Annotated in this window: 17 protein-coding genes; 10 read left to right on the forward strand and 7 right to left on the reverse strand. The window is 75.5% G+C overall.

Features of this window, described 5'->3' with window-relative positions:
* Window positions 1–9 precede the first annotated feature (9 nt).
* The 3 genes from ABZ793_RS00680 to ABZ793_RS00690 all read left to right on the forward strand — a co-directional run bounded on the left by ABZ793_RS00680 (window position 10) and on the right by ABZ793_RS00690 (window position 2,962).
* The gene (locus ABZ793_RS00680) at window positions 10–969 is read left to right on the forward strand and encodes a hypothetical protein (protein ID WP_357449771.1); all 960 of its coding nucleotides are present in this window, start codon (window positions 10–12) and stop codon (window positions 967–969) included.
* Window positions 966–2,228 (forward strand): adenylosuccinate synthetase, encoded by a 1,263-nt coding sequence (locus ABZ793_RS00685; RefSeq protein ID WP_357449774.1) that lies wholly within the window; start codon window positions 966–968, stop codon window positions 2,226–2,228. Before ABZ793_RS00680 ends, ABZ793_RS00685 begins: the two co-directional genes overlap by 4 nt.
* A 122-nt stretch (window positions 2,229–2,350) precedes the next feature.
* Window positions 2,351–2,962: a DedA family protein gene (locus tag ABZ793_RS00690; RefSeq protein ID WP_357449777.1), complete on the forward strand. Its 612-nt coding sequence runs from the start codon at window positions 2,351–2,353 to the stop codon at window positions 2,960–2,962.
* Window positions 2,963–3,399: 437 nt separating this feature from the next.
* Here the strand turns inward: ABZ793_RS00690 and ABZ793_RS00695 are convergent, their stop codons facing one another.
* Window positions 3,400–4,041 carry a response regulator transcription factor gene (locus ABZ793_RS00695; protein WP_357449780.1) on the reverse strand — a complete coding sequence of 214 codons (642 nt, stop codon included), beginning with the start codon at window positions 4,039–4,041 and terminating at the stop codon, window positions 3,400–3,402.
* Window positions 4,038–5,324 carry a histidine kinase gene (locus ABZ793_RS00700; RefSeq protein ID WP_357449783.1) on the reverse strand — a complete coding sequence of 429 codons (1,287 nt, stop codon included), beginning with the start codon at window positions 5,322–5,324 and terminating at the stop codon, window positions 4,038–4,040. The genes ABZ793_RS00695 and ABZ793_RS00700 overlap by 4 nt, the downstream gene beginning before the upstream one ends.
* 373 nt (window positions 5,325–5,697) lie before the next feature.
* Here ABZ793_RS00700 and ABZ793_RS00705 point away from each other — a divergent pair, with 373 nt between their 5' ends.
* Window positions 5,698–6,339 carry a DedA family protein gene (locus ABZ793_RS00705; RefSeq protein ID WP_357450594.1) on the forward strand — a complete coding sequence of 214 codons (642 nt, stop codon included), beginning with the start codon at window positions 5,698–5,700 and terminating at the stop codon, window positions 6,337–6,339.
* 225 nt (window positions 6,340–6,564) lie between these two features.
* Here ABZ793_RS00705 and ABZ793_RS00710 read toward each other — a convergent pair whose 3' ends face one another.
* Entirely contained in the window at window positions 6,565–7,203 is a 639-nt protein-coding gene (locus tag ABZ793_RS00710) for a TetR/AcrR family transcriptional regulator (protein ID WP_357449786.1), read from the reverse strand.
* A gap of 68 nt (window positions 7,204–7,271) precedes the next feature.
* Between ABZ793_RS00710 and ABZ793_RS00715 the strand changes: the two genes are divergently transcribed.
* The 4 genes from ABZ793_RS00715 to ABZ793_RS00730 all read left to right on the forward strand — a co-directional run bounded on the left by ABZ793_RS00715 (window position 7,272) and on the right by ABZ793_RS00730 (window position 12,005).
* Window positions 7,272–7,724, forward strand: coding sequence for an SCP2 sterol-binding domain-containing protein (locus ABZ793_RS00715; protein WP_357449789.1), 453 nt, complete (start codon window positions 7,272–7,274; stop codon window positions 7,722–7,724).
* A 1-nt stretch (window position 7,725) separates the two neighbouring features.
* Complete coding sequence (locus ABZ793_RS00720; protein WP_357449792.1) at window positions 7,726–8,940, forward strand: acyl-CoA dehydrogenase family protein; 1,215 nt, start codon at window positions 7,726–7,728, stop codon at window positions 8,938–8,940.
* A gap of 39 nt (window positions 8,941–8,979) precedes the next feature.
* Entirely contained in the window at window positions 8,980–10,542 is a 1,563-nt protein-coding gene (locus tag ABZ793_RS00725; RefSeq protein ID WP_357449795.1) for an AMP-binding protein, read from the forward strand.
* 137 nt (window positions 10,543–10,679) lie between these two features.
* A complete protein-coding gene (locus tag ABZ793_RS00730; RefSeq protein WP_357449798.1) occupies window positions 10,680–12,005 on the forward strand; it encodes an MFS transporter in 1,326 nt (441 codons plus the stop codon).
* Here the strand turns inward: ABZ793_RS00730 and ABZ793_RS00735 are convergent.
* From ABZ793_RS00735 to ABZ793_RS00750, 4 genes are all read right to left on the reverse strand, one after another.
* Window positions 11,996–12,838, reverse strand: coding sequence for a hypothetical protein (locus ABZ793_RS00735; protein ID WP_357449802.1), 843 nt, complete (start codon window positions 12,836–12,838; stop codon window positions 11,996–11,998). The two genes, ABZ793_RS00730 and ABZ793_RS00735, sit on opposite strands and share 10 nt — an antisense overlap.
* A complete protein-coding gene (locus ABZ793_RS00740; RefSeq protein ID WP_357449805.1) occupies window positions 12,831–13,349 on the reverse strand; it encodes a SigE family RNA polymerase sigma factor in 519 nt (172 codons plus the stop codon). The genes ABZ793_RS00735 and ABZ793_RS00740 overlap by 8 nt, the downstream gene beginning before the upstream one ends.
* A 59-nt stretch (window positions 13,350–13,408) precedes the next feature.
* A complete protein-coding gene (purD, locus tag ABZ793_RS00745) occupies window positions 13,409–14,656 on the reverse strand; it encodes a phosphoribosylamine--glycine ligase (RefSeq protein ID WP_357449808.1) in 1,248 nt (415 codons plus the stop codon).
* 119 nt (window positions 14,657–14,775) lie between these two features.
* The gene (locus ABZ793_RS00750) at window positions 14,776–16,065 is read right to left on the reverse strand and encodes an adenylosuccinate synthase (protein WP_357449811.1); all 1,290 of its coding nucleotides are present in this window, start codon (window positions 16,063–16,065) and stop codon (window positions 14,776–14,778) included.
* Window positions 16,066–16,188: 123 nt separating this feature from the next.
* Between ABZ793_RS00750 and ABZ793_RS00755 the strand changes: the two genes are divergently transcribed.
* The gene (locus ABZ793_RS00755; RefSeq protein WP_357449814.1) at window positions 16,189–17,298 is read left to right on the forward strand and encodes a hypothetical protein; all 1,110 of its coding nucleotides are present in this window, start codon (window positions 16,189–16,191) and stop codon (window positions 17,296–17,298) included.
* Window positions 17,299–18,066: 768 nt separating this feature from the next.
* Window positions 18,067–19,878 carry a chromosome partitioning protein gene (locus ABZ793_RS00760; RefSeq protein ID WP_357450597.1) on the forward strand — a complete coding sequence of 604 codons (1,812 nt, stop codon included), beginning with the start codon at window positions 18,067–18,069 and terminating at the stop codon, window positions 19,876–19,878.
* The last annotated feature ends 5 nt before the right edge of the window (window positions 19,879–19,883 follow it).

Raw genomic sequence — 19,883 nt, forward strand, 5'->3', positions numbered from 1 at the left:
GAGGCTGCCATGGGCAGTGGAACCTGGTCCACCGACGTGTACGACGCCGCCGACCGCTACCGCCGGGCCACCGGCAAGAGCGCGTTCTCCTACAGCGACAGCGGGGCGCGCACGGTGCACCCCGCGCTCGACCCCCGCGACGCGACGCGGGAGAGCCGCGACTCCGCCGAGCACCCGCAGTCGACGGCCATCGCCGTGCTGTTCGACGTGACCGGCTCGATGCGCAACGTGCCGCGCGTCCTCCAGACCAAGCTGCCGCAGCTGCTCGGGCTGCTCCAGCGGCAGGGCTACGCCCGCGACCCGCAGATCATGTTCGGCGCGATCGGCGACGCCACCTGCGACCGGGTGCCGTTGCAGGTCGGCCAGTTCGAGTCGGACAACCGGATGGACGACGACCTCGGCCGGATCGTGCTGGAGGGCGGTGGCGGCGGGCAGATGACCGAGTCGTACGAGCTCGCCATGTACTTCATGGCCCGGCACACCGTCACCGACTGCTGGGAGAAGCGCGGCCGACGCGGCTACCTGTTCATCATCGGCGACGAGCTGGCCTACCCGCAGGTGAAGGCCCGGGAGGTGGCCCGCCTGATCGGCGACGACCTGGGCGAGGACGTGCCGCTGCGGCAGGTGGTCGACGAGGTGACCCGCCGCTGGGACACCTACTATCTCCTCCCCGCCGGCAGCCACTACGCCGGCAACGCCAAGGTGCTCGACTTCTGGCGGGGCCTGCTCGGGCAGAACGCCGTCGTGCTGGACGACCTCGACGCGGTCTGCGAGACCATCGCGCTCACCATCGGCCTCGGCGAGCAGGCCATCGACCTGGACGAGGGCCTGCGCGACCTCGACCGGGCCGGTTCGGGCGCCACCGGGACGGTGTCGAAGGCGCTGGCCCGGCTCGGCCGGGGGCGGCGCGCCGAGGTGTCGGCGCTGCCGGCCTTCCGGGACACCGACGGCGGGGTCACCCGGCTGTGAGACACGTGACGGTGGCCGACCTCGGCTACGGCGACGCCGGCAAGGGCACGGTCGTGGACTGGCTCTGCGCCACCCGGCCCGTGCACACCGTGGTCCGCTTCAACGGGGGCGCGCAGGCGGCGCACAACGTGGTGCTGCGCGACGGGCGGCACCACACCTTCGCCCAGTTCGGCGCGGGCACCTTCCACCCCGGGGTGCGTACGCACCTGTCCCGGCACGTGGTGGTGGACCCGCTGGCGCTGGCCGCCGAGGCCGACCACCTCGCCTCGGTCGGGGTGCCCGACGCGCTCGACCGGCTGACCGTGGACGGGGAGGCGCTGCTCGCCACCCCGTACCACCGGGCCGCCAACCGGGCCCGGGAGATCGCCCGGGGAGCCGACCGGCACGGCTCCTGCGGGCTGGGGGTGGGCGAGGCCGTCGCGTACGGTCTCGCCCACCCCGACGAGGCGCCCCGGGTGGCCGACTGCCGCACCCCGGCGCTGCTGCGCCGCCGGCTGACCGCCCTGCGGGACCGGCTGACCGCCGAGCTGGGGCCGCTGGACGCGCCGCCCGTCGAGGACTGCCTGCCCGCGTTCACCGGGTTCGCCGGGCTGGTGGCGATCGTGGACCGGGGCTGGCTGGCCGGGGCGCTGCGCGCCGGGACGTGCGTCTTCGAGGGCGCGCAGGGGGTGCTGCTCGACGAGTGGCACGGCTTCCACCCGTACACGACGTGGAGCACCACCACGTTCGCCAACGCCGACAGCCTGCTCGCCGAGGCGGGCCAGGCGGGCACGGCGACGCGGCTCGGGGTGCTGCGCGTGACCACCACCCGGCACGGGCCGGGGCCGCTGGTGACCGAGGACCCGGCCCTGCCGTGGACCGACCCGCACAACCCGACGAACCCGTGGCAGGGCCGGTTCCGGTTCGGCCACTTCGACGCGGTCGCCCACCGGTACGCCCTCGCCGCGGCCGGAGGCGTCGACGGCCTGGCGTTGACCCACCTCGACCTCGCCGGCCCCGGGCTGCGGATCTGCCGCCGCTACGACTCCACCGACCGGCTCACCCCGGGCCCGCCCGGCGACCTGGACCGGCAGTCCGCGCTCACCGCCCGCCTGCTGCGCTCCCGCCCCGTGTACGACGAAACGCCCGTCGACTGGCCGTCGGCGGTGGCCCGGGAACTGGCCACCCCGGTGGTGCTCACCTCGCACGGCCCCACCGCCGGGGACAAGGTCCCACACGGCCCGCTGCTCGCCCCGCCGGCCCTGGTCGCCACCGCCTGACGCGGTGATCGCGGCCGGCGGCGGGTGAGCGGGCCGCCGCTCACGGATCTTGAATGCGTCGTCGAGCGGGGTGATCCGGCGACTCGGCCACCCGGCGCGCCGTGCCCGGCCAGCATGGGGGCATGGAGTCCGCGCTCGACCTGCTCCGGCAGCTGGTCAGCTCCCCGTGGGTGTACCTGCTGCTGTTCGGGCTCACCGCGGTCGACGCGTTCTTCCCCGCGGTGCCCGGCGAGACCGCCGTGATCACCGCCGCCGTACTCGCCACCGACGGCAGCCCCAACCTGGTGGCGGTGATCGTCGCCGCCGCATTCGGCGCCTGCGTCGGCGACCACATCTCGTACGCCATCGGGCGCGGCGGCGGCGCGCACCGGCTCGCCCGGTTTCCCGAGGACAGTCGGCGGCGGGCCGGTTCGGAGTGGGCCCGCCAGGCGGTGCACCGGCGCGGCGGGCTGATCCTCACCACCGCCCGGTACATCCCGGGCGGTCGCACGGCGGTGACCCTCACCATGGGCGCGGTCCGCTACCCGCTCCGCTCGTTCCTGCTGTTCGACTCGATCGCGGCGGTGAGCTGGGCGCTCTACTCCGCCCTGCTCGGCTACTTCGGCGGGCTGGCCTTCGAACGCGACCCGGTCAGAGGCATCCTGGCCGCGGTGGGCATGTCGGTGGCGGTGACGCTGGTGCTGGAGTCCGTCCGCTGGCTTCGCCACCGCGCCCGCCGCCGCACCCCCCACTGACCCGCTCCCGCGCCCCACCCACCTCTGGCCCACCCACGTCCGTCCGGGCCCGCGCGCCGCCGCCGCGCTCGCCGCTCGCCGCCGCGCCCACCGCTCGCCGCCGCCTATCGACGGGCTGTTCCATCACGGCGCGGCCGACGAGTGGAACAACATGGCTGTCACGGCGGGCGGGAGACAACCATGACGTTCCACCGGTGCGGGAGCCGGGACGGCGGACCCTTCGTCCCGTCGTGGCCGGGAACGAGACACCGGGCACCGGGACGACCGGACGTCGTGGCGGGGCGGGCGGCGGCGACGCCGTGGCCGGGCAGGCGGCGGCGACGCCGTGGCGGGGCAGGCGGCGGCGACGCCGTGGCGGGGCAGGCGGCGGCGACGCCGTGGCCGGACAGGCGCCGAGGACGCCAACCCGGGCAGGCGGCGGCGTCGTGGCCGGGCCGTCAGAGGAGGTCGGCGTCGTGGACCAGGATCGCGAGCTGCACCCGGTTGGCGAGCTGGAGCTTCGCGAGGGCCCTGCTCACGTGCGTCTTGACCGTCGCCTCGCTCATCGTCAGCCGGCGGGCGATGTCGGCGTTGCCCAACCCCCGGCCCACCTCCCGGACGATCTCCAACTCCCGGTCCGTGAGGTGGTCGAGCCGCTGCCGCGCGGCGTCCCGCCGGGCCGGGCCGCGCTCGGCGAAGGAGTCGATCAGCCGCCGGGTGACCGTCGGGGCCAGCATGGCGTTTCCGGCGGCCACGGTCCGCACGGCGGCGGCGAGTTCCCGGGGTGGCGTGTCCTTCAGCAGAAAGCCGACCGCGCCCGCCCGCAGCGCCCGGTGCACGTACTCGTCTCGGTCGAAGGTGGTCAGCATGACGACCTTCGCCCCGGTGGCGACCACCTGCGGGGCGGCGGTCAGCCCGTCGGTGCCCGGCATCCGGACGTCCAGCAGCACCACGTCGGGACGCAACCGGCGGGTCTCGGCCAGCGCCGCCGCGCCGTCAGCCGCCTCGCCGACCACGGTGAGGTCGGGTGCCGCCTCCAGGATCAGCCGCAGCCCGGCACGGACCAGCTGCTCGTCGTCGACCACCAGGACCCGGATCATGTCGCCTCCTCCACCGGGATCAACGCCCGGACCAGGAAGCCGCCGTCGCGGGGGCCGGCCTCCAGCCGCCCACCCAGCAGTTCCACCCGCTCCCGGAGGCCGATCAGCCCGAGTCCCGCTCCGGGCAGGACCGAACCGCCCGCCGGCCGACCGTCCGCTCCCGGCAGGGCTGGGCCGCCCGCCGGCCGACCGTCCGCACCCGGCCGGGCCGCACCGCCCACCGGCCGACCGTCCGCACCCGGCCGGGCTGGGCCGCCCGCCGACGGGCCGGTGCGGACGCTGATCTCCAACCCGCCCGGGAGGTACCGCAGCCGGACGGTGGTGTCCGCGCCCGGCGCGTGCTTGCGGACGTTCGTCAGCGCCTCCTGGACCACCCGGTACACGGTCCGGCCGACGGTGGCGGGAACGGGCCGGGGCGTCCCCTCGTCCTGCCGGTCGATCCGCTGCCCGGCGGCGCGGGACTCCCGGACCAGGTCGTCGACGCCGGCCAGCCCGGCGGCGGTGGTGGTGGTGGCCGGCTCGCCGGCGGGCGTGGGCTGGCGCAGCACGCCGAGCACCTCCCGCAGGTCGGTGAGGGCCTGCCGTCCGGTGGACCGGATCAGGGTCGCGGTGTCGACGGTCGCCGGATCGGTGGCGGTGACCTCCAGCGCGCCGGCGTGCACCACCATCAGCGACACCCGGTGCGCCACCACGTCGTGCATCTCCCGGGCGATCCTGGCCCGCTCCTCGGCCCGGACGCGCTCCGCCCGCGCCTCCTGCTCGCGCTCCAGCCGCTCGGCCCGGTCTTGCAGGGCGGCCAGGGTGTCCCGGCGGGCCCGGACCCAGAGCCCGACGACCAGCGGGAACAGCACCGTCCACGCGAACATCGCCAGCGCGTTGGCGGGCGTGGCCGTGGTCAGCCGCCGGTCGCCACCCACCACGACGCCGATCACCACGCCCGCCACCGCCACCAGGGCGGCACCGGCGAGGAAGCCGGCGAGCCGCCGCCGGTCCCGCAGCCGGAGTCCGGCCTGCCAGGAGGCGACGGCCACCACCGGCCAGGCCGCCAGGAGCAGCCACGTGACGGCGGCCGTCACGAACAGCGGCCAGCGCCGTACGCGTACCGTCGCGGCGGCCCAGCCCGCGAGGACGGCGACGGCGAGGACCAGCACCGGGGGCAGCGGCGAGCGCACCCCGAGCGAGCCGGTCGCCGCCCCCCAGACCCCCGCCGCGACGACGACGGCGAGCAGCACGGGCGCGTACCGCTCGACGGTGCGCCGGAGCGCGACGGCTCGGGAGGTCACGCCCCGAGCCTAGGCCGGGCAGAGGCCGTTGCCGTCCACCCGCCTCCGGGTGCGCGCGGCCCGTGCCGCTCCGGCATCCGGCAATCAGTGCAGGTTGATCAACTGGGCGAGGTGCCGGCCGGCCGGTCGCTGCGGGAGACCTGGGCCGCGAGTTCGGCGCCGTCCAGGGTGGAATCACCGCGTACGCGAGGTCTTCGCCCCCGCCGCCGTGGCAGGCGTCGACGCACGACCCCTGACGCCGGTCCGCGCCCGACCCTGAAAGCCGGTCGTGCCCGACCCGGATCCCTCTCCGGGTCGGGCACGACTTAAGTCGCAGGCACCGGGTGACCACCGGACGATGGCAGGGCCGCCGGGCGGCACCAGCATCGAGATCATGGATTCGGTGCTCGACCTGCTCCACCAGACGATGTCCTCGCCCTGGGTCTACCTGGCGCTCTTCGCGATCGCGGTGATCGACGGCTTCTTCCCGGCGGTGCCCAGCGAGACGGCGGTGATCACCGCCGGCGTGTTCGCGGCGACCGGGCAACCCGACCTGGTGGCGGTGATCGCGGTCGCGGCGGCCGGCGCGCTGGTCGGCGACCACGTGTCGTACGCCATCGGCCGGCACGGCGGCGGACCCCTCCTCGCCCGCCTGCCCGACGGCGGCCGACGACGGGCCGCCTACGAGTGGGCGAGGCGCGGGATCGCCGTGCGGGGCGGGCTGATCCTCACCGTCGCCCGGTACGTCCCCGGTGGCCGGACCGCCGTCACGATGACCATGGGGGCGACGCGCTTCCCCCGGCGGCGCTTCCTCGCGTTCGACGCGCTCGCCGCCGGCTCGTGGGGGGTCTACTCGGCGCTGGTCGGTTACCTCGGCGGGCTCGCCTTCGAGCAGGACCCGATCCGCGGGCTGCTGCTCGGGCTCGGTCTCGCGCTGACGGTGACCCTGGTGGTGGAGCTGACCCGCTGGCTCCTGGGCCGTCGCCGGGCGGCCGTCGGCGCGCCCGCCCGGGAACCGGCGGAGCTGCGACGGTGACCCACCGGCGCGTCCCGGCCGCCGACGCCGGCCGGGCCTTCGTCGGCGGCGTCGTCGGCCGGCCGTCGTCGGCGGCGGCCGGGCATCGTCGGCGTCGGCCGGGCCTTCGGCGTCGTCGGCGTCGTCGGCGGTGTCGGCGTCGGCGTCGGCGAGATGCGGCACCAGCCGGGCGTGGGGACCGCGCGAGGGCGGCGGGCCCGTCGGTCGGTCTCCCCGGGTGGAAGGTCAGGCGGTGGGCGGCCGCCAGGTGGCGCCGCGCAGGAGTTGGCCGGCGCCGAGCCACGCGACGTTCATCATCCGCGTCGCGGTCTTCTCCGGGTCCGCCTCCGGGTGGTCGGCGAGCCAGTCGGCCAGCGACTCGGTCGCCCCCACCAGGGCGTACGCGACGACCTCCAGGTCGGTCTCGCCCACCTCGCGCCCCTCGGCGCTCAGCGCGTGGCCGAGCATCCCGGCGACCACCTCGACCAGCCGGGCGCGCATGCCCGCCAGCTCGCCGGCGAACGGCTGCTCGCCCCGGGCCTGCCGGTAGAGCACCGCCCAGCCGTCCCGGTGCGCCCCGACGAAACCGAAGAACGCCCGTAGCCCGCGCCAGAGCCGCTCGTCGGCCGACAACTCGGGGGCGGCCGCCCCGGCGATGGCCTGCATCATCCGGGCGCCCTCCCGGTGCAGGCAGGCGACGAAGAGCTCCTCCTTGGTGCCGAGGTAGGCGTAGACCATCGGCTTGGAGATGCCGGCGTCCTCGGCGATCTCGTCCATGCTGGCCGCGTGGAAACCCCTGCGGGAGAACACTTTCACGGCCGCGTCGAGCATCTGCTGCTCGCGTACGGCACGCGGGAGGCGCTTGAAGGTGGGTGGGGTGGACACCCTTGCGAGCATACCTACTCGTGCGTAGGGTTACGCACGAGTAGCCTATACCCGGAAGGTGCAGACCCATGACTGACTTCGACCCGGCCAACTTCGCGAACGTCGGCCCCAAGGAGTTCGCCCAGCTGGTCAAGTCCACCCCGGACGACAAGATCGCCGAGGTCATGTCCGGCGACCTGCGCGGCAAGATCCTGGGCGAGGTCTTCGGCCGGATGCCGCAGCTCTTCCGCGCCGACCGGGCGGGCTCGACCAACGCGGTCATCCACTGGAACATCACCGGCCGCCCCGACGGTGGCACCGACACCTACGAGGTCGTCATCGCCGACGGCGCGTGCACGGTCAACGAGACCGCGCAGCACGACCCGAAGCTGAGCCTCACCATGGGCCCGGTCGAGTTCCTGAAGATCGTCTCCGGTGGGGCCAACCCCGTCATGATGTTCATGACCGGCAAGCTCAAGGCCAAGGGCGACCTGGGCCTGGCCGCCAACATCGCCAACCTGTTCGACATCCCCAAGGCCTGACATGGCCGAGTTCTCGCTCGACCTGAACGAGGAACAGCGGGATCTGCGCGACTGGGTGCACGGCTTCGCCGCCGAGGTCGTGCGCCCGGCCGCGGCCGAGTGGGACGCCCGGGAGGAGACTCCCTGGCCGATCATCCAGGAGGCGGCGAAGGTCGGCCTGTACGGCTTCGAGTTCCTCGCCACCTGCTGGGCCGACCCCACCGGCCTCTCCCTCCCGATCGCCAGCGAGGAACTCTTCTGGGGTGACGCCGGCATCGGGCTGGGCATCTTCGGCACCTCCCTCGCGGTGGCCGCCATCTACGGCACCGGCACCCCGGACCAGATGGTGGAGTGGGTGCCGCAGTGCTTCGGCACCGTCGACGAGCCCGCCGTCGCCGCGTTCTGCACCAGCGAGCCCGAGGCCGGCTCCGACGTCGGCGCGATGCGCACCCGGGCGGTCTACGACGAGGCCACCGACGAGTGGGTGCTGAGCGGGCAGAAGGCGTACGCCACGAACGGCGGGATCGCCGGGGTGCACGTCGTCACCGCCTCGGTCGACCCGACGCTCGGTTCCCGGGGGCAGGCGGCGTTCGTCGTACCGCCGGGCACCGCCGGGCTGACCGCGACCCGCAAGTTGCGCAAGCTTGGCCTGCGCGCGTCGCACACCGCCGACGTCTTCCTCGACGACGTACGCGTTCCGGGGCGCTGCCTGCTCGGCGGCCGCGACGCGCTGCGCGAACGGCTCGACCGGGCCCGCTCCGGCCGACGCGCCTCCGGCCAGGCGGCGATGCGCACCTTCGAGCTGTCCCGGCCCACGGTCGGCGCGCAGGCGCTGGGCGTGGCCCGGGCCGCCTACGAGTACGCGCTGGACTACGCGAAGGACCGGGTCCAGTTCGGCCGGCCCATCATCGAGAACCAGGCGGTCGCGTTCGCGCTGGCCGACATGAGGACGGAGATCGACGCGGCCCGGCTGCTCGTCTGGCGGGCCTCCTGGATGGGCCGCAACAACCGGCCCTTCACGGCGGGCGAGGGCTCGATGTCCAAGCTGAAGGCCGGCGAGGTGGCCGTCTCCGTGACCGAGAAGGCCGTGCAACTGCTCGGCGGGGCCGGATTCCTGCGGGACCACCCGGTCGAGCGCTGGTACCGGGACGCCAAGATCTACACCATCTTCGAGGGCACCTCGGAGATCCAGCGCCTGGTCATCTCCCGGGCCGTCTCCGGCATCCAGATCCGCTGATTCGAGGACCCTCCGCGCAGCGCACGAGGAGGCCGCTCCGTGGACCTGCCGTTCGTCGTCGCCACCCTGACCCGGCGCGGGCTGCTCGCCCCCGGCCGCCCGATCCGCGTCGCCGCCCAGCTCGGCGCGCTACGCAAGTGGGGCTGGAGCCTCGCCGGCGAGCTGCGCCAGGCCGCCGCCCGCGACCCCGACCGGGCGGCGGTGGTCGACGAGCGGGGCGCCGAACTGACGTACGCCGAGCTGCTGGACCGGGCCGAGCGGCTGGCCCGGGCGACGCGGGCGGCGTTCGGCGTGCAGCCCGGGGACCGGGTCGGCGTGCTCTGCCGCAACCACCACGGGCTGATCGAGACGGTCGTCGCCGCCATCCTGCTCGGCGCGGACGCGGTGCTCGTCAACACCGGGCTCTCCGCCGCGCAGCTCGCCACCGTGGCGGAGGAGCAGCGGCTGCGGGTGCTGGTGCACGACAGCGAGTTCGCCGAGCGGCTCCTCGGCATCCCCGCCGAGGTGCACCGGCTCGACGAGCGCGCCCGGGAGGAGCTGGTGGTCGGCGCGCTCCCCGGCGAGCTGCGCCCGCCGGAGCGCGACGGCCGGATCATCGTGCTCACCTCCGGCACCACCGGCGCCCCGAAGGGCGCCCGGCGCCCCACGCCGAACGGCTTCGGGCCGCTCGTCTCGATCATCGACCGCATCCCGCTGCACACCCGGGACCGGGTGATGATCGCCGCGCCGCTCTTCCACACCTGGGGGTACGCCGCCCTCCAGGTGGCCTTCGCGCTGCGCGCCACCGTCGTGCTGCACCGCCGCTTCGACCCGGCCGCCACGCTGACCGCCCTGGTCGAGCAGCGCTGCGACGCGCTCTTCGCCGTACCGGTGATGGTGCAGCGGCTGCTGGAGGTGCCGCCGCCGGAGCCGCGGCCCCCGCTGAAGGTGGTCGCGGTCAGCGGCTCCGCGTTGCCCGGCGGCCTCGCGCCACGGTTCATGGACGTCTACGGCGACGTGCTCTACAACCTCTACGGCTCCACCGAGGTCTCCTGGGCCTCCATCGCCGACCCCGCCGACCTGCGCGCCGCCCCCACCACCGCCGGCCGCCGGCCGCACGGCACCCGACTGGCGATCCTCGACTCGGCCGGTGAGCCGGTGCCGGACGGTCGCGTCGGCCGGATCTTCGTCGGCAACGAGATGCTCTTCGAGGGCTACACCTCCGGGGCCAGCCGGGAACGCCGGGACGGCCTGCTCGACACCGGCGACCTGGGCCGGCTCGACCCCGACGGGCTGCTCTTCGTCGACGGCCGGGCGGACGACATGATCGTCTCCGGCGGGGAGAACGTCTTCCCCTCCGAGGTGGAGGACCTGATCGCCCGGCTGCCGCAGGTGCGGGAGACCGCCGTGATCGGCGTACCCGACCCCGGGTACGGGCAACGGCTCGCCGCGTTCCTCGCCCTGCACCCCGGCGAGACGCTCGACCCGGAGGCGGTCCGCGAGTACGTCCGGCACTACCTGGCCCGCTTCTCCGTGCCCCGCGACGTCGTCTTCGTGAAGTACCTCCCCCGCAACGCCACCGGCAAGGTGCTCACCCGCGAGCTGCGCCGCTACTACGGCTGACCGCTGCCCCGGCGGCACGTCGGGCCGGGCCGAGGGGCGGGCGGGTTGCGGACATGGTCGGTCGGCGTCGGCGCTCCCTCCCGCTCGGCCGTTTTCCGGTACGCACCGCCGTCGGCGGCCTCTAGGCTGACAACACCATGATCAGCTCCGGACCCCGCCGCCGTACGCCACTGCTGCTGGTCGAGGCGGCGACGCTGCTCTCCGGCATCGGCAACGGGGTGTCCACCGTGGCCCTGCCGTGGCTGGTGCTGGAGCGCACCGGCAGCGCCACCGCGGCCGGCCTGGTCGCGGCAGCCACCGCGCTGCCGCTGCTGCTGTCCAGCCTCGTCTCCGGCACCGTCGTGGACCTGCTCGGCCGGCGGCGTACGGCCCTGGTCTCCGACGCGCTCTCCGCCGTCTCGGTCGCCGCGATCCCGGTGGTGGACGCCCTGCTCGGGTTGAACGTCGGCTGGATCGTGGCGCTGGCCGCACTCGGGGCCGTCTTCGACCCGGCCGGGCTGACCGCCCGCGAGACGCTGCTGCCGGCCGCCGCGCAGGCCGCCGGGTGGCGGATCGAACGGGCCAACGGGGTGCACGAGGCGGTCTGGGGCCTCGCCTTCCTGATCGGGCCCGGGGTCGGCGGCGTGCTCATCGCCGCGATCGGTCCGGGCTCGACGCTCTGGGTCACCGCCGCCGGTTTCGCGCTGGCCGTCGCGCTGGTCGCCGCCGTCCGGCTGCCCGGGGCCGGCCGCCCGGAACGCCCGCCGGCCGGCCTGTGGCACGGCACCGCCGAGGGACTGCGGTTCGTCTGGCGGGACCGGCTGCTGCGGACCATCGCACTGATCACGATGGTGCTGGTCGCGCTCTACCTGCCGGTCGAGGGCGTGCTGCTGCCGGCGTGGTTCGTCGCCCAGGGCGAACCGGCCCGGCTCGGCGCGATCCTGATGGCGATGAGCGCCGGATCGGTGGTCGGGGCCCTCGCCTCCGGCACGGCGGGACGGCGGATCCGCCGGCGCACCCTGATGGTGGTCGCCCTCGTGGTCACCGGGGCGGCCCTGGTCGGACTCGCCGCGTTGCCGCCGTACCCGGCCATGCTCGGCTTCGCCGCCGTCATCGGGCTCGCGTACGGGCCGGTCAACCCGCTCGCCAACTACGCCATGCAGACCCGCACGCCGGAGCGGCTGCGCGGCCGGGTGGTCGGGGTGATGACCTCCTTCACGTACGCCGCCGGCCCGGCGGGCTATCTGCTCGCCGGGCCGTTGGTGGAGTGGCTCGGGCTGCGCCCGGCCTTCCTGCTGCTCGCCGGGGCGCTGCTGGTGGCGGCGCTGGTCGCCGCGCCGCTGCCCGTACTGCGGGCGCTGGACGAGCCGCCCCGTCACCCGCCCGCCCCGCCCGGCGGCACGTCGGGCCGGGTCGAGGGGCCCCTCCCGCTCGGCGAGCAGTGGGCGCCCTCGGCGCACCGGGACCCGCCGGATCAGGGGTAGAGCGTCAGCCCGGGCGTGGTGGCGATCTCGGTCAACTGCGCCACGCTGAGCACCGGCGACGGCCCGAACTTTTCGCTCGGGGTCCCGTCCGGCTCGACGACGACGCGGAAGTTGTCCGTCGTCACCGTCACGGACGTGCCGTCCACCCGCTGCACCAGCACCCGGCGCTGCTCCGCACCCTCGTCGCCAGGGGTGGAGATGCTGGTGGTCAGGGTGCTGCCGTCCGGCAGGCGGGTGCTCGTGCAGGCACCGGCACTGGGGGCAGTTGCGCACCCCCGGGGCTCGTCGGCCGCCGTCGGGATCAGCCTCACCGTCAGGTTGTCGGTCTGGCCGTCCCGGACCAGCCGGACGTGGGCGTAGTAGTTCCAGTGGCTCTTCTCGTAGACGAACTGGACCCGGTCGCAGCCCGGGATCGTGCCCTCGACCGTCAACCCCGCCGGCACGACGGCCGCCAGCGCCGGGCGCAGGGCCTGGGTCAGCCGGGCCACGCCGGCGTCGGGGCGCTCGGTCGACCGTTCCCGCACCGTGTCGTACGACTGCTGCGGCGCCGGCGGGCCGCTGGCCGACGGCTCGGCGATCGGGCAGAGCGACGGCTCGGCGGAGCCCGCGGCGGCCGGCGGCAGGGTGAGGCCGCCCGGTTGCGGGACGGGACGGGCGAGCAGCGCCGGTGCCACCGCGACCGCCGCGACCGCGACGGCGGCCCCGGCGCCCGCCAGCGCCCAGGCCCGGTGGCGGCGGCGCTGCCGGTCGTCGGCGATCAGCCGGTCCACGTCGATCCGGGTCGGTGGCGGCGAGGCCACCGCCGTGCGCATCTGCCGGGAGAGTTCATCCATCGGTGCCTGCCTCCTGGGCTCGGGCCGGCGCACCGACGAGGCGGCCCCGCAGCGCCTCGATCGCCCGCGCCGACTGGCTCTTGACGGTGCCGGTGGTGCAGCCGAGTTCCCGGGCGGTCTCCTCGACGGACAGGTCGCAGAAGTAGCGCAGCACCAGGACCGCGCGGCGGCGCGGCGGCAACTCGGCCAGCAGGGCGAGGATGGTCAGCCGGTCGGCGGCACCTTCGGTCGCGGACCGCGCGGGGGCGTCCGGGACCTCGGCCCAGGCGGCCTCACGCCGCCACGGCCGGCGCCGCTCGTCCAGCCAGACCCGCAGCAGGGTCCGCCGGACGTAGGCGTCCGGGTTGTCCATCGCGGACACCCGCCGCCAGTGCCGCAGCAGCTTGACCAGCGCCGTCGACACCAGGTCGTCGGCCGTGTGCCAGTCACCGCAGAGCAGGTACGCCGTGCGCCGCAGCGGCTCCAGCCGGGCCCCGACGTACTCGCGGTAGCCCTCGATGTCGGCAGGCAATCCCGCCACCTCCTCGCCTCACCGGTCAAACGGAGGCGACGGCGGCGGGGGTTGCCCGGTCAGCCCGGAATCGTGATCCGGCCCTCGACGGCGGCGGAGGCGATGTCGGTGCGGTGGTGCGAGCCGGCCAGCTCCACGCCGGCCACCAGCGCGTACGCGGCGTCCCGGGCGGCGGCCAGGTCGGCGCCGGTGGCGGTGGCGCAGAGCACCCGGCCACCGGAGGAGAGCAGCGCCCCGTCGTCGGCCCGGCGGGTGCCGGCGTGGATGACGCCCGGAACCTCGGCACCGGTGATCACGTCGCCGCTGCGCGGGGCGGCCGGGTAACCCTCGGCGGCGACCACGACCGTGACGGCGGCACCGTCGCGCCAGCTCAGCGGCGGGTGCCCGGCCAGCGTGCCGGTCGCGGCGGCGTGCAGCAGCCCGGCGAGCGGTGTCTCCAGCAGCGCGAGCACCACCTGCGTCTCCGGGTCGCCGAAACGGGCGTTGAACTCGATCACCCGGGGGCCGTCGGCGGTGATCGCCAGCCCAACGTAGAGCAGGCCCGCGAACGGCGTGCCCCGTCGGGCCATCTCGGCCAGGGTCGGGTGGACGACGTCGCGCATGACCTCGTCGACCAGGCCGGCCGGCGCCCAGGGCAGCGGCGCGTACGCCCCCATGCCGCCGGTGTTCGGGCCGGTGTCGCCGTCGCCGACCCGCTTGAAGTCCTGCGCCGGCAGCAGCGGCACCGCCGCCTCGCCGTCGGTGACCACGAAGAGGGAGACCTCCGGGCCGGCCAGGTATTCCTCCACGACGACCCGGCCGCACTCCTCGGCGTGCCGGAGCGCGGCGGCGCGGTCGTCCGTCACCACGACACCCTTGCCGGCGGCGAGCCCGTCGTTCTTCACCACGTACGGCGCGCCGAACTCGTCCAGCGCCCGCGCCGTGCTCTCCGCATCCGTGCAGGTGTACGCGCGGGCGGTCGGCACGCCGGCGGCGGTCATCACGTCCTTGGCGAACGCCTTCGAGCCCTCCAGCCGGGCGGCCTCGGCGGACGGCCCGAACGCGGGGATCCCCTTGGCGCGTACGGCGTCGGCGACCCCGGCGACCAGCGGCGCCTCCGGCCCGATCACCACCAGGTCGACCCCGGTCTCCACCGCCAGCGCGGCGACGGCCGCCGGATCGCAGGGATCCACCGCCCGCAGCTCGGCGACCGAGGCGATGCCGGGATTACCGGGCGCCGCGATCAGCTGCTCGACGGACGGATCGCCGGCGAGGCCCAGCGCGAGCGCATGCTCCCGCCCCCCACCACCAAGAAGAAGAACCCGCACACCCCGATCCTACTGACCCCCTCGCCCACCCCGTTGATCATGAGGTTGTTGTCACGACACGCCGGGCACCGAAGGCAACAACTTCATGATCAACGGGGTGGCCCCCGAGGGGGAGGGGGTTAGGGGAGGAGGGGGTGGCGGAGGACGTTTTCCTCGCGGCCGGGGCCTACGCCGACCACGCTGACGCGGGTGCCGCAGAGTTCCTCGATGCGGGCGATGTAGCGGCGGGCGTTCTCCGGGAGTTCCGCCTCGGTCCGCGCCTCGGTGATGTCCTCCCACCAGCCGTCGAGCTCCTCGTAGATCGGAGTCGCGTGGTGGAAGTCGGTCTGGGTCATCGGCATGTCGTCGTAACGCTTGCCGTTGATCTCGTACCCGACGCAGATCGGCACCTTGGGCAGGCCGGTCAGCACGTCCAGCTTGGTGACCACCAGGTCGGTGACCCCGTTGAGGCGGCAGGCGTACCGGGCGACGACGGCGTCGAACCAGCCGCAGCGGCGCTCCCGGCCGGTGGTGGTGCCGTACTCGTGGCCGACCTTGCGCAGGTGCTGACCGTTGTCGTCGAAGAGTTCGGTCGGGAACGGCCCGGAGCCGACCCGGGTCGTGTACGCCTTGCTGACCGCGATCACCTTGCTGATCGCCGTCGGCGGGATGCCGGCGCCCACGCAGGCCCCGCCGGCCGTCGGGTTCGACGAGGTCACGAAGGGGTACGTGCCGTGGTCCATGTCGAGCATGGTGGCCTGGGCGCCCTCCAGCAGGACCGTCTCGCCGCGGTCCAGCGCGTCCCAGAGCATGACCCGGGTCTCGGCGATGTACGGCTTGAGCCGCTCCGCGTACTCCAGGTACTCCTCGATCGTCGCGTCGACGTCGATCGCCTTGCGGTTGTACACCTTGAACAGGAGCTGGTTCTTCTCGCGCAGCGCCAGTTCCAGCTTCTTGCGCAGGATTCCCGGGTCGAGCAGGTCCTGCAGCCGGATCCCCATCCGGGCGACCTTGTCGCCGTACGCGGGGCCGATGCCCCGGCCGGTGGTGCCGATCCGGGAGCTGCCGAGGTAGCGCTCGACGACGCGGTCCAGGGCCCGGTGGTGCGGCATGATCAGGTGCGCGTCGCCGGAGATCCGCAGCCGGCTGACGTCCACGCCCCGCTCGGCGAGCCCGTCGATCTCGGCCAGCAGCACCTTTGGGTCGACCACCACGCCGTTGCCGATGACGATCATCGCGCTCGGTGACAGGGCACCCGACGGCATCAGGTGCAGCGCGTACTTCTGGCCGTCCGGGGTGATCACCGTGTGGCCGGCGTTGTTGCCGCCCGAGTAGCGCACGACGTAGTCGACCCGCTCACCCAGCAGGTCGGTAACCTTGCCCTTGCCCTCGTCGCCCCACTGGGCGCCGAGGAGCACGATCGCTGGCATCTTCTCGCCTCCAGAAGGCTCGGGTGCCAGGTGGCGACCGGTCAGCGAGCCCGGGGTGTCAGGCTAACAAGTAGTGACGACGCGGCCGGCAGGGGTCGCGTCGAGAGGCAGGAGGCCGTTTCCGTGTACGACGTGGTGCTGCTCACCCTCGGCTCGGAGCGCGACGCGCCCGGCGGGGCCTGCGGCAGCGGCGGTGCCTGCTGCGGCGGCGCGACGGCGCACGAGGGCGACGCCGGGGCGACGGCGGACGGAGCCGAGACCGGGGCCGGGGCGACGGCGGACGGGGGCGCGACGGCACGTGACGCGGCCGACGTCTGCGGGACCGGCGACCGGCACGACGGGAAGGCCGGGGAGCGCTGCGACACCCCCCGGGTGCCGGTGCTGGCCTGCGCGGACGCGCTCACCGCCCGGGGCGCCCGGGTGGAGACGGTCACCGCCCGCTCGGACGCCGAGATCGACGAGGTGCTGGCCCGGTTCGACGCGCCGCCCCGCCCGGACGGCCTCACCTGGCCCGACCCGGACTCCAAGATCCGGCTGGTGGTCGCCGCCGCCAGCGACGCGCAGTTGCGCGCCGTCGTGCGCCGGCTCGTCCGGCGGTACGCCCCACCGCCCAGCCGCCGTCCCGACGACCTCCCCGGCAACCGCACGGTGCCGGACCTGCCGCCGATCGGCGTACTCCCGCTCGATCCGGCGCGGAGCACGACGCACCGTGACCTGGCGGCGCAGCTCGGGCTGCCCCGCGACCCGGCGGCGGTGGCCGCCGCGGTGCTGGACGGCACGGCCCGCCGGCTCGACCTGCTGCGCAACGACGGCGGCTCGGTGACCCTGGACGGCGCGCTGATCGGCGCCGCCGACGACAGCGGCCGGCCGCTGCACTGGCGGGGGCGGGTCGAGGTGGACGACGCCGTCCTCTCCAACGGCGACGACCCGCTGCTGGCCTGCGCGATCGGCAACGCCGGCGGGTACGCCCGACTCGACGACGTGACACTGCTCGGCGACCCCGACCCGACGGACGGGCGGGTCGAGGTGGCGGTGGCCGTGCCCGTGGTCACCCGCTCGGCGTTGGGCAGGAAGCGAATGCGGCTGGAGGTACGCCGCGCCCGGGGGCGGGCCGTGTCCGTGCTGCCCCGCGAGGGGAAGGTCCCGTTCCTCGACGACGGGGCCGAGGGTGAGCTGAGCCGGAAGCGGTCCTGGTGGACCGAGCCGGGCGCCTGGGCGGTCTGGACGAGCTGACCTCGGCGTCCCCCGCGACGGCCGACCGCGGCCGACCACTGGGCCTATCCTCGGCAGAAGGAATGGGGAGGAACCGTGGTGGACGAGAACGCCGACCGGGTCCACGTGCCCGGCCAGCCGCCGGTGCCGGAGCGGGACATCGAACCACTCTGGCCGCCCGACCAGATCGACGGTGCCGACGCACCGCCGTGGGCGTCGACCGCCTCACCGGGGTCGCCCGTTCCCCCGCAGGGCCGACCGGCCGCCCCGCCCTCGCCCGCCGACTACCCGTCCCTGACCGGCGGCCCGCCGGGCGGCCCGGCGACGCCCGCGCCGCCGGACCCGGCGACCGGTTGGGCGCCCCCGCCGGCTGCGGCCTCCGGCTGGGCGCCCGGCCCCTCGGGCCAGGGCTGGGCGCCGCCGACGCCCCCCGCAGGGCCGACCGCCCCGCCCGCCGCAGGCGCTGTCGTCCCGCCCGCCGCAGGCACAGTCGTCCCGCCCAGCGACCCGACCGCCCCGCCCGCCGGTTCGGACGCAGCCGCCCGGCAGGGCATCGGCACGAGCGTCCCGCCGACCTCGGGCGCAGCCGCCCCGCCGGGCGCGGGCGCAGCCGTTCCGCCCGGCGCGGGCACCTCCGCTTCAACCGGTGGGGGCACGAGCGGCCCGGGCGTCGCGGGGAACGGAACCAGGTCGGCGGTCGGGGCGGGTGGGCACCCGGCCGAGGGCGTCGGGGCCGGCGTGCCGGCTCCCCGGTCTCCTCAGCCCGCCCCCGCCCGGGTCGACCTCGACATGCCCTTCAGCCTCGACCAGCCGGCCGCGCCGATCCCGGTCACGCGCCCGGCCGCGATTCCGCAGCCCTCGGCCACCGACCGAGCCGCCGCCAGCGAGCGGTCGCCGGAGGTCGCCGCCGGACTGGACGCGACCGGTGCCGGGCGGGCGACGGGCGGAGTTGCCGGCAGCACCGACAGCGGAGGCGGCGCACCGGCGGGCGGCGCAGCGGCGATCAGCGGCTCGGCGAACGGCAACGCGGCCCACGGTGACGGGGCGCGCGGATCGGCCGAGTCCCCGTGGGCACAGCCGCCGCAGCGGCCCGCCCCGTCCGCCGTCGAACCCACGCCGGCGGCCGGCACCGCCCCGCCGGCAGCCATGACGAACCACGGTGCCGCCGAGCCGGCGCCCACGAGCGGAGGCGCCGCGCCCGGTCCCGACGTGGCCCCGCAGGACACGGCCGGGCAGGGCATGCCCCCGCAGGACACGGCCGGGCAGGCCATGCCGCCGCAGCACGCAGCCGGACCGGACACGGCTGGGCAGGGCTCGGCCCGGCAGGGCACGGACGAGCAGGACAGCGCCGGGCAGGGCATGCCGCAGCAGGGCGGCCCCTGGCAGGGCGGCGCGCCCGGGGCGGCCGGGGGCCCCGGGCCGGATGCGGGTGCACCGCCGCAGGCCACGCCGCCCGGCCCCTACCCGCCGCAGATGACCGGCCCGTACCCGCCCCAGCAGGCGGGCCCGCCGCCGCCCGGCCCGTACCCGCCCCAGCCCGGGTGGTATCCGCCGGCCTGGCCGCAGGGCACGCCGGGGGTCGCCGGCCCGGTGCCGCAGCAGGCGTACCAGGCGGCCGAGGGGGTGACCGCCGTGCCGCCGGCCCAGCCCGACCCGAACTGGAACCCGGCGATCACCGCGCCGCCGACCGCCGAGGACTTCGCCCGCCGCCGGCAGGTGCGGCCCGCCGATCCGGTGGCCACGATGGGCGTACGGGCGGTGGCGAACCGGATCGGGCTGCGGCTCCCGCCGGGGCGGCACGAGCAGGAGCTGCGGCGGGACATCGAGATGGTGCGCCGCAACTTCGGCGGGCTGCGCCAGGTGACCGTGGTGAACCCGAAGGGCGGCGCCGGCAAGACGGTGGCCATCCTGCTGCTGGCGATGACGTTCGGCCAGAAGCGCGGCGGCTACGTGCTGGCGTGGGACAACAACGAGACCCAGGGCACCCTCGGGATGCGCGCCCAGCAGGACTTCCACTCGCGTACGGTGCGGGACATGCTGCGCGACCTGGGCCAGTTCCAGGGCGCGCACGGGCGGGTGGGCGACCTGTCGCAGTACGTCCGGTCGCAGGGCGAGGGGATGTTCGACGTCCTCGCCTCGGACGAGTCGGCGACCGGGGGCGAGATGCTCACCGCCGCCGCGTTCGCCGAGATCCGCGAGGTGGTGAGCCGGTTCTACAAGCTGATCTTCGTGGACACCGGCAACAACGTGCGCGCCCAGAACTGGCAGGCCGCGATGGACGCCACCGACCAGCTCGTGGTCACCATGTCGGCCCGGAACGACTCGGCGGAGACGGCCGCGCGGATGCTGGACCACCTGGAGCAGAGCGGCCGGCAGCGGCTGGTCCGGCAGGCGGTCACCGTGGTCTCCATGCCGCCCTCGCGCAAGGAGATCGACCTGCCGGCGATCCAGGAACACTTCGCGGCCCGCACCCGGGCGGTGCTGCTCGCGCCGTACGAGCGGCTCATCGACACCGGCGAGCCGATCCGGTACGCCGCCCTCTCCTCGGCCACGCGGGACGCCTGGCTGAAGATCGCCGCCTCCGTGGCGGAGGGGTTGTAGGGACC

It is taken from the genome of Micromonospora sp. NPDC047465, from assembly GCF_040643125.1.
Lineage (GTDB): Bacteria > Actinomycetota > Actinomycetes > Mycobacteriales > Micromonosporaceae > Micromonospora.

Coding starts and splice junctions, on each gene's coding strand:
- ABZ793_RS00750 (WP_357449811.1), bottom strand. CDS start 16,065: ATGCCAGCGATCGTGCTCCTCGGCGCCCAGTGGGGCGACGAGGGCAAG.
- ABZ793_RS00760 (WP_357450597.1), top strand. CDS start 18,067: ATGCCCTTCAGCCTCGACCAGCCGGCCGCGCCGATCCCGGTCACGCGC.
- ABZ793_RS00715 (WP_357449789.1), top strand. CDS start 7,272: ATGACTGACTTCGACCCGGCCAACTTCGCGAACGTCGGCCCCAAGGAG.
- ABZ793_RS00730 (WP_357449798.1), top strand. CDS start 10,680: ATGATCAGCTCCGGACCCCGCCGCCGTACGCCACTGCTGCTGGTCGAG.
- ABZ793_RS00690 (WP_357449777.1), top strand. CDS start 2,351: ATGGAGTCCGCGCTCGACCTGCTCCGGCAGCTGGTCAGCTCCCCGTGG.
- ABZ793_RS00720 (WP_357449792.1), top strand. CDS start 7,726: ATGGCCGAGTTCTCGCTCGACCTGAACGAGGAACAGCGGGATCTGCGC.
- ABZ793_RS00695 (WP_357449780.1), bottom strand. CDS start 4,041: ATGATCCGGGTCCTGGTGGTCGACGACGAGCAGCTGGTCCGTGCCGGG.
- ABZ793_RS00680 (WP_357449771.1), top strand. CDS start 10: ATGGGCAGTGGAACCTGGTCCACCGACGTGTACGACGCCGCCGACCGC.
- ABZ793_RS00735 (WP_357449802.1), bottom strand. CDS start 12,838: ATGGATGAACTCTCCCGGCAGATGCGCACGGCGGTGGCCTCGCCGCCA.
- ABZ793_RS00705 (WP_357450594.1), top strand. CDS start 5,698: ATGGATTCGGTGCTCGACCTGCTCCACCAGACGATGTCCTCGCCCTGG.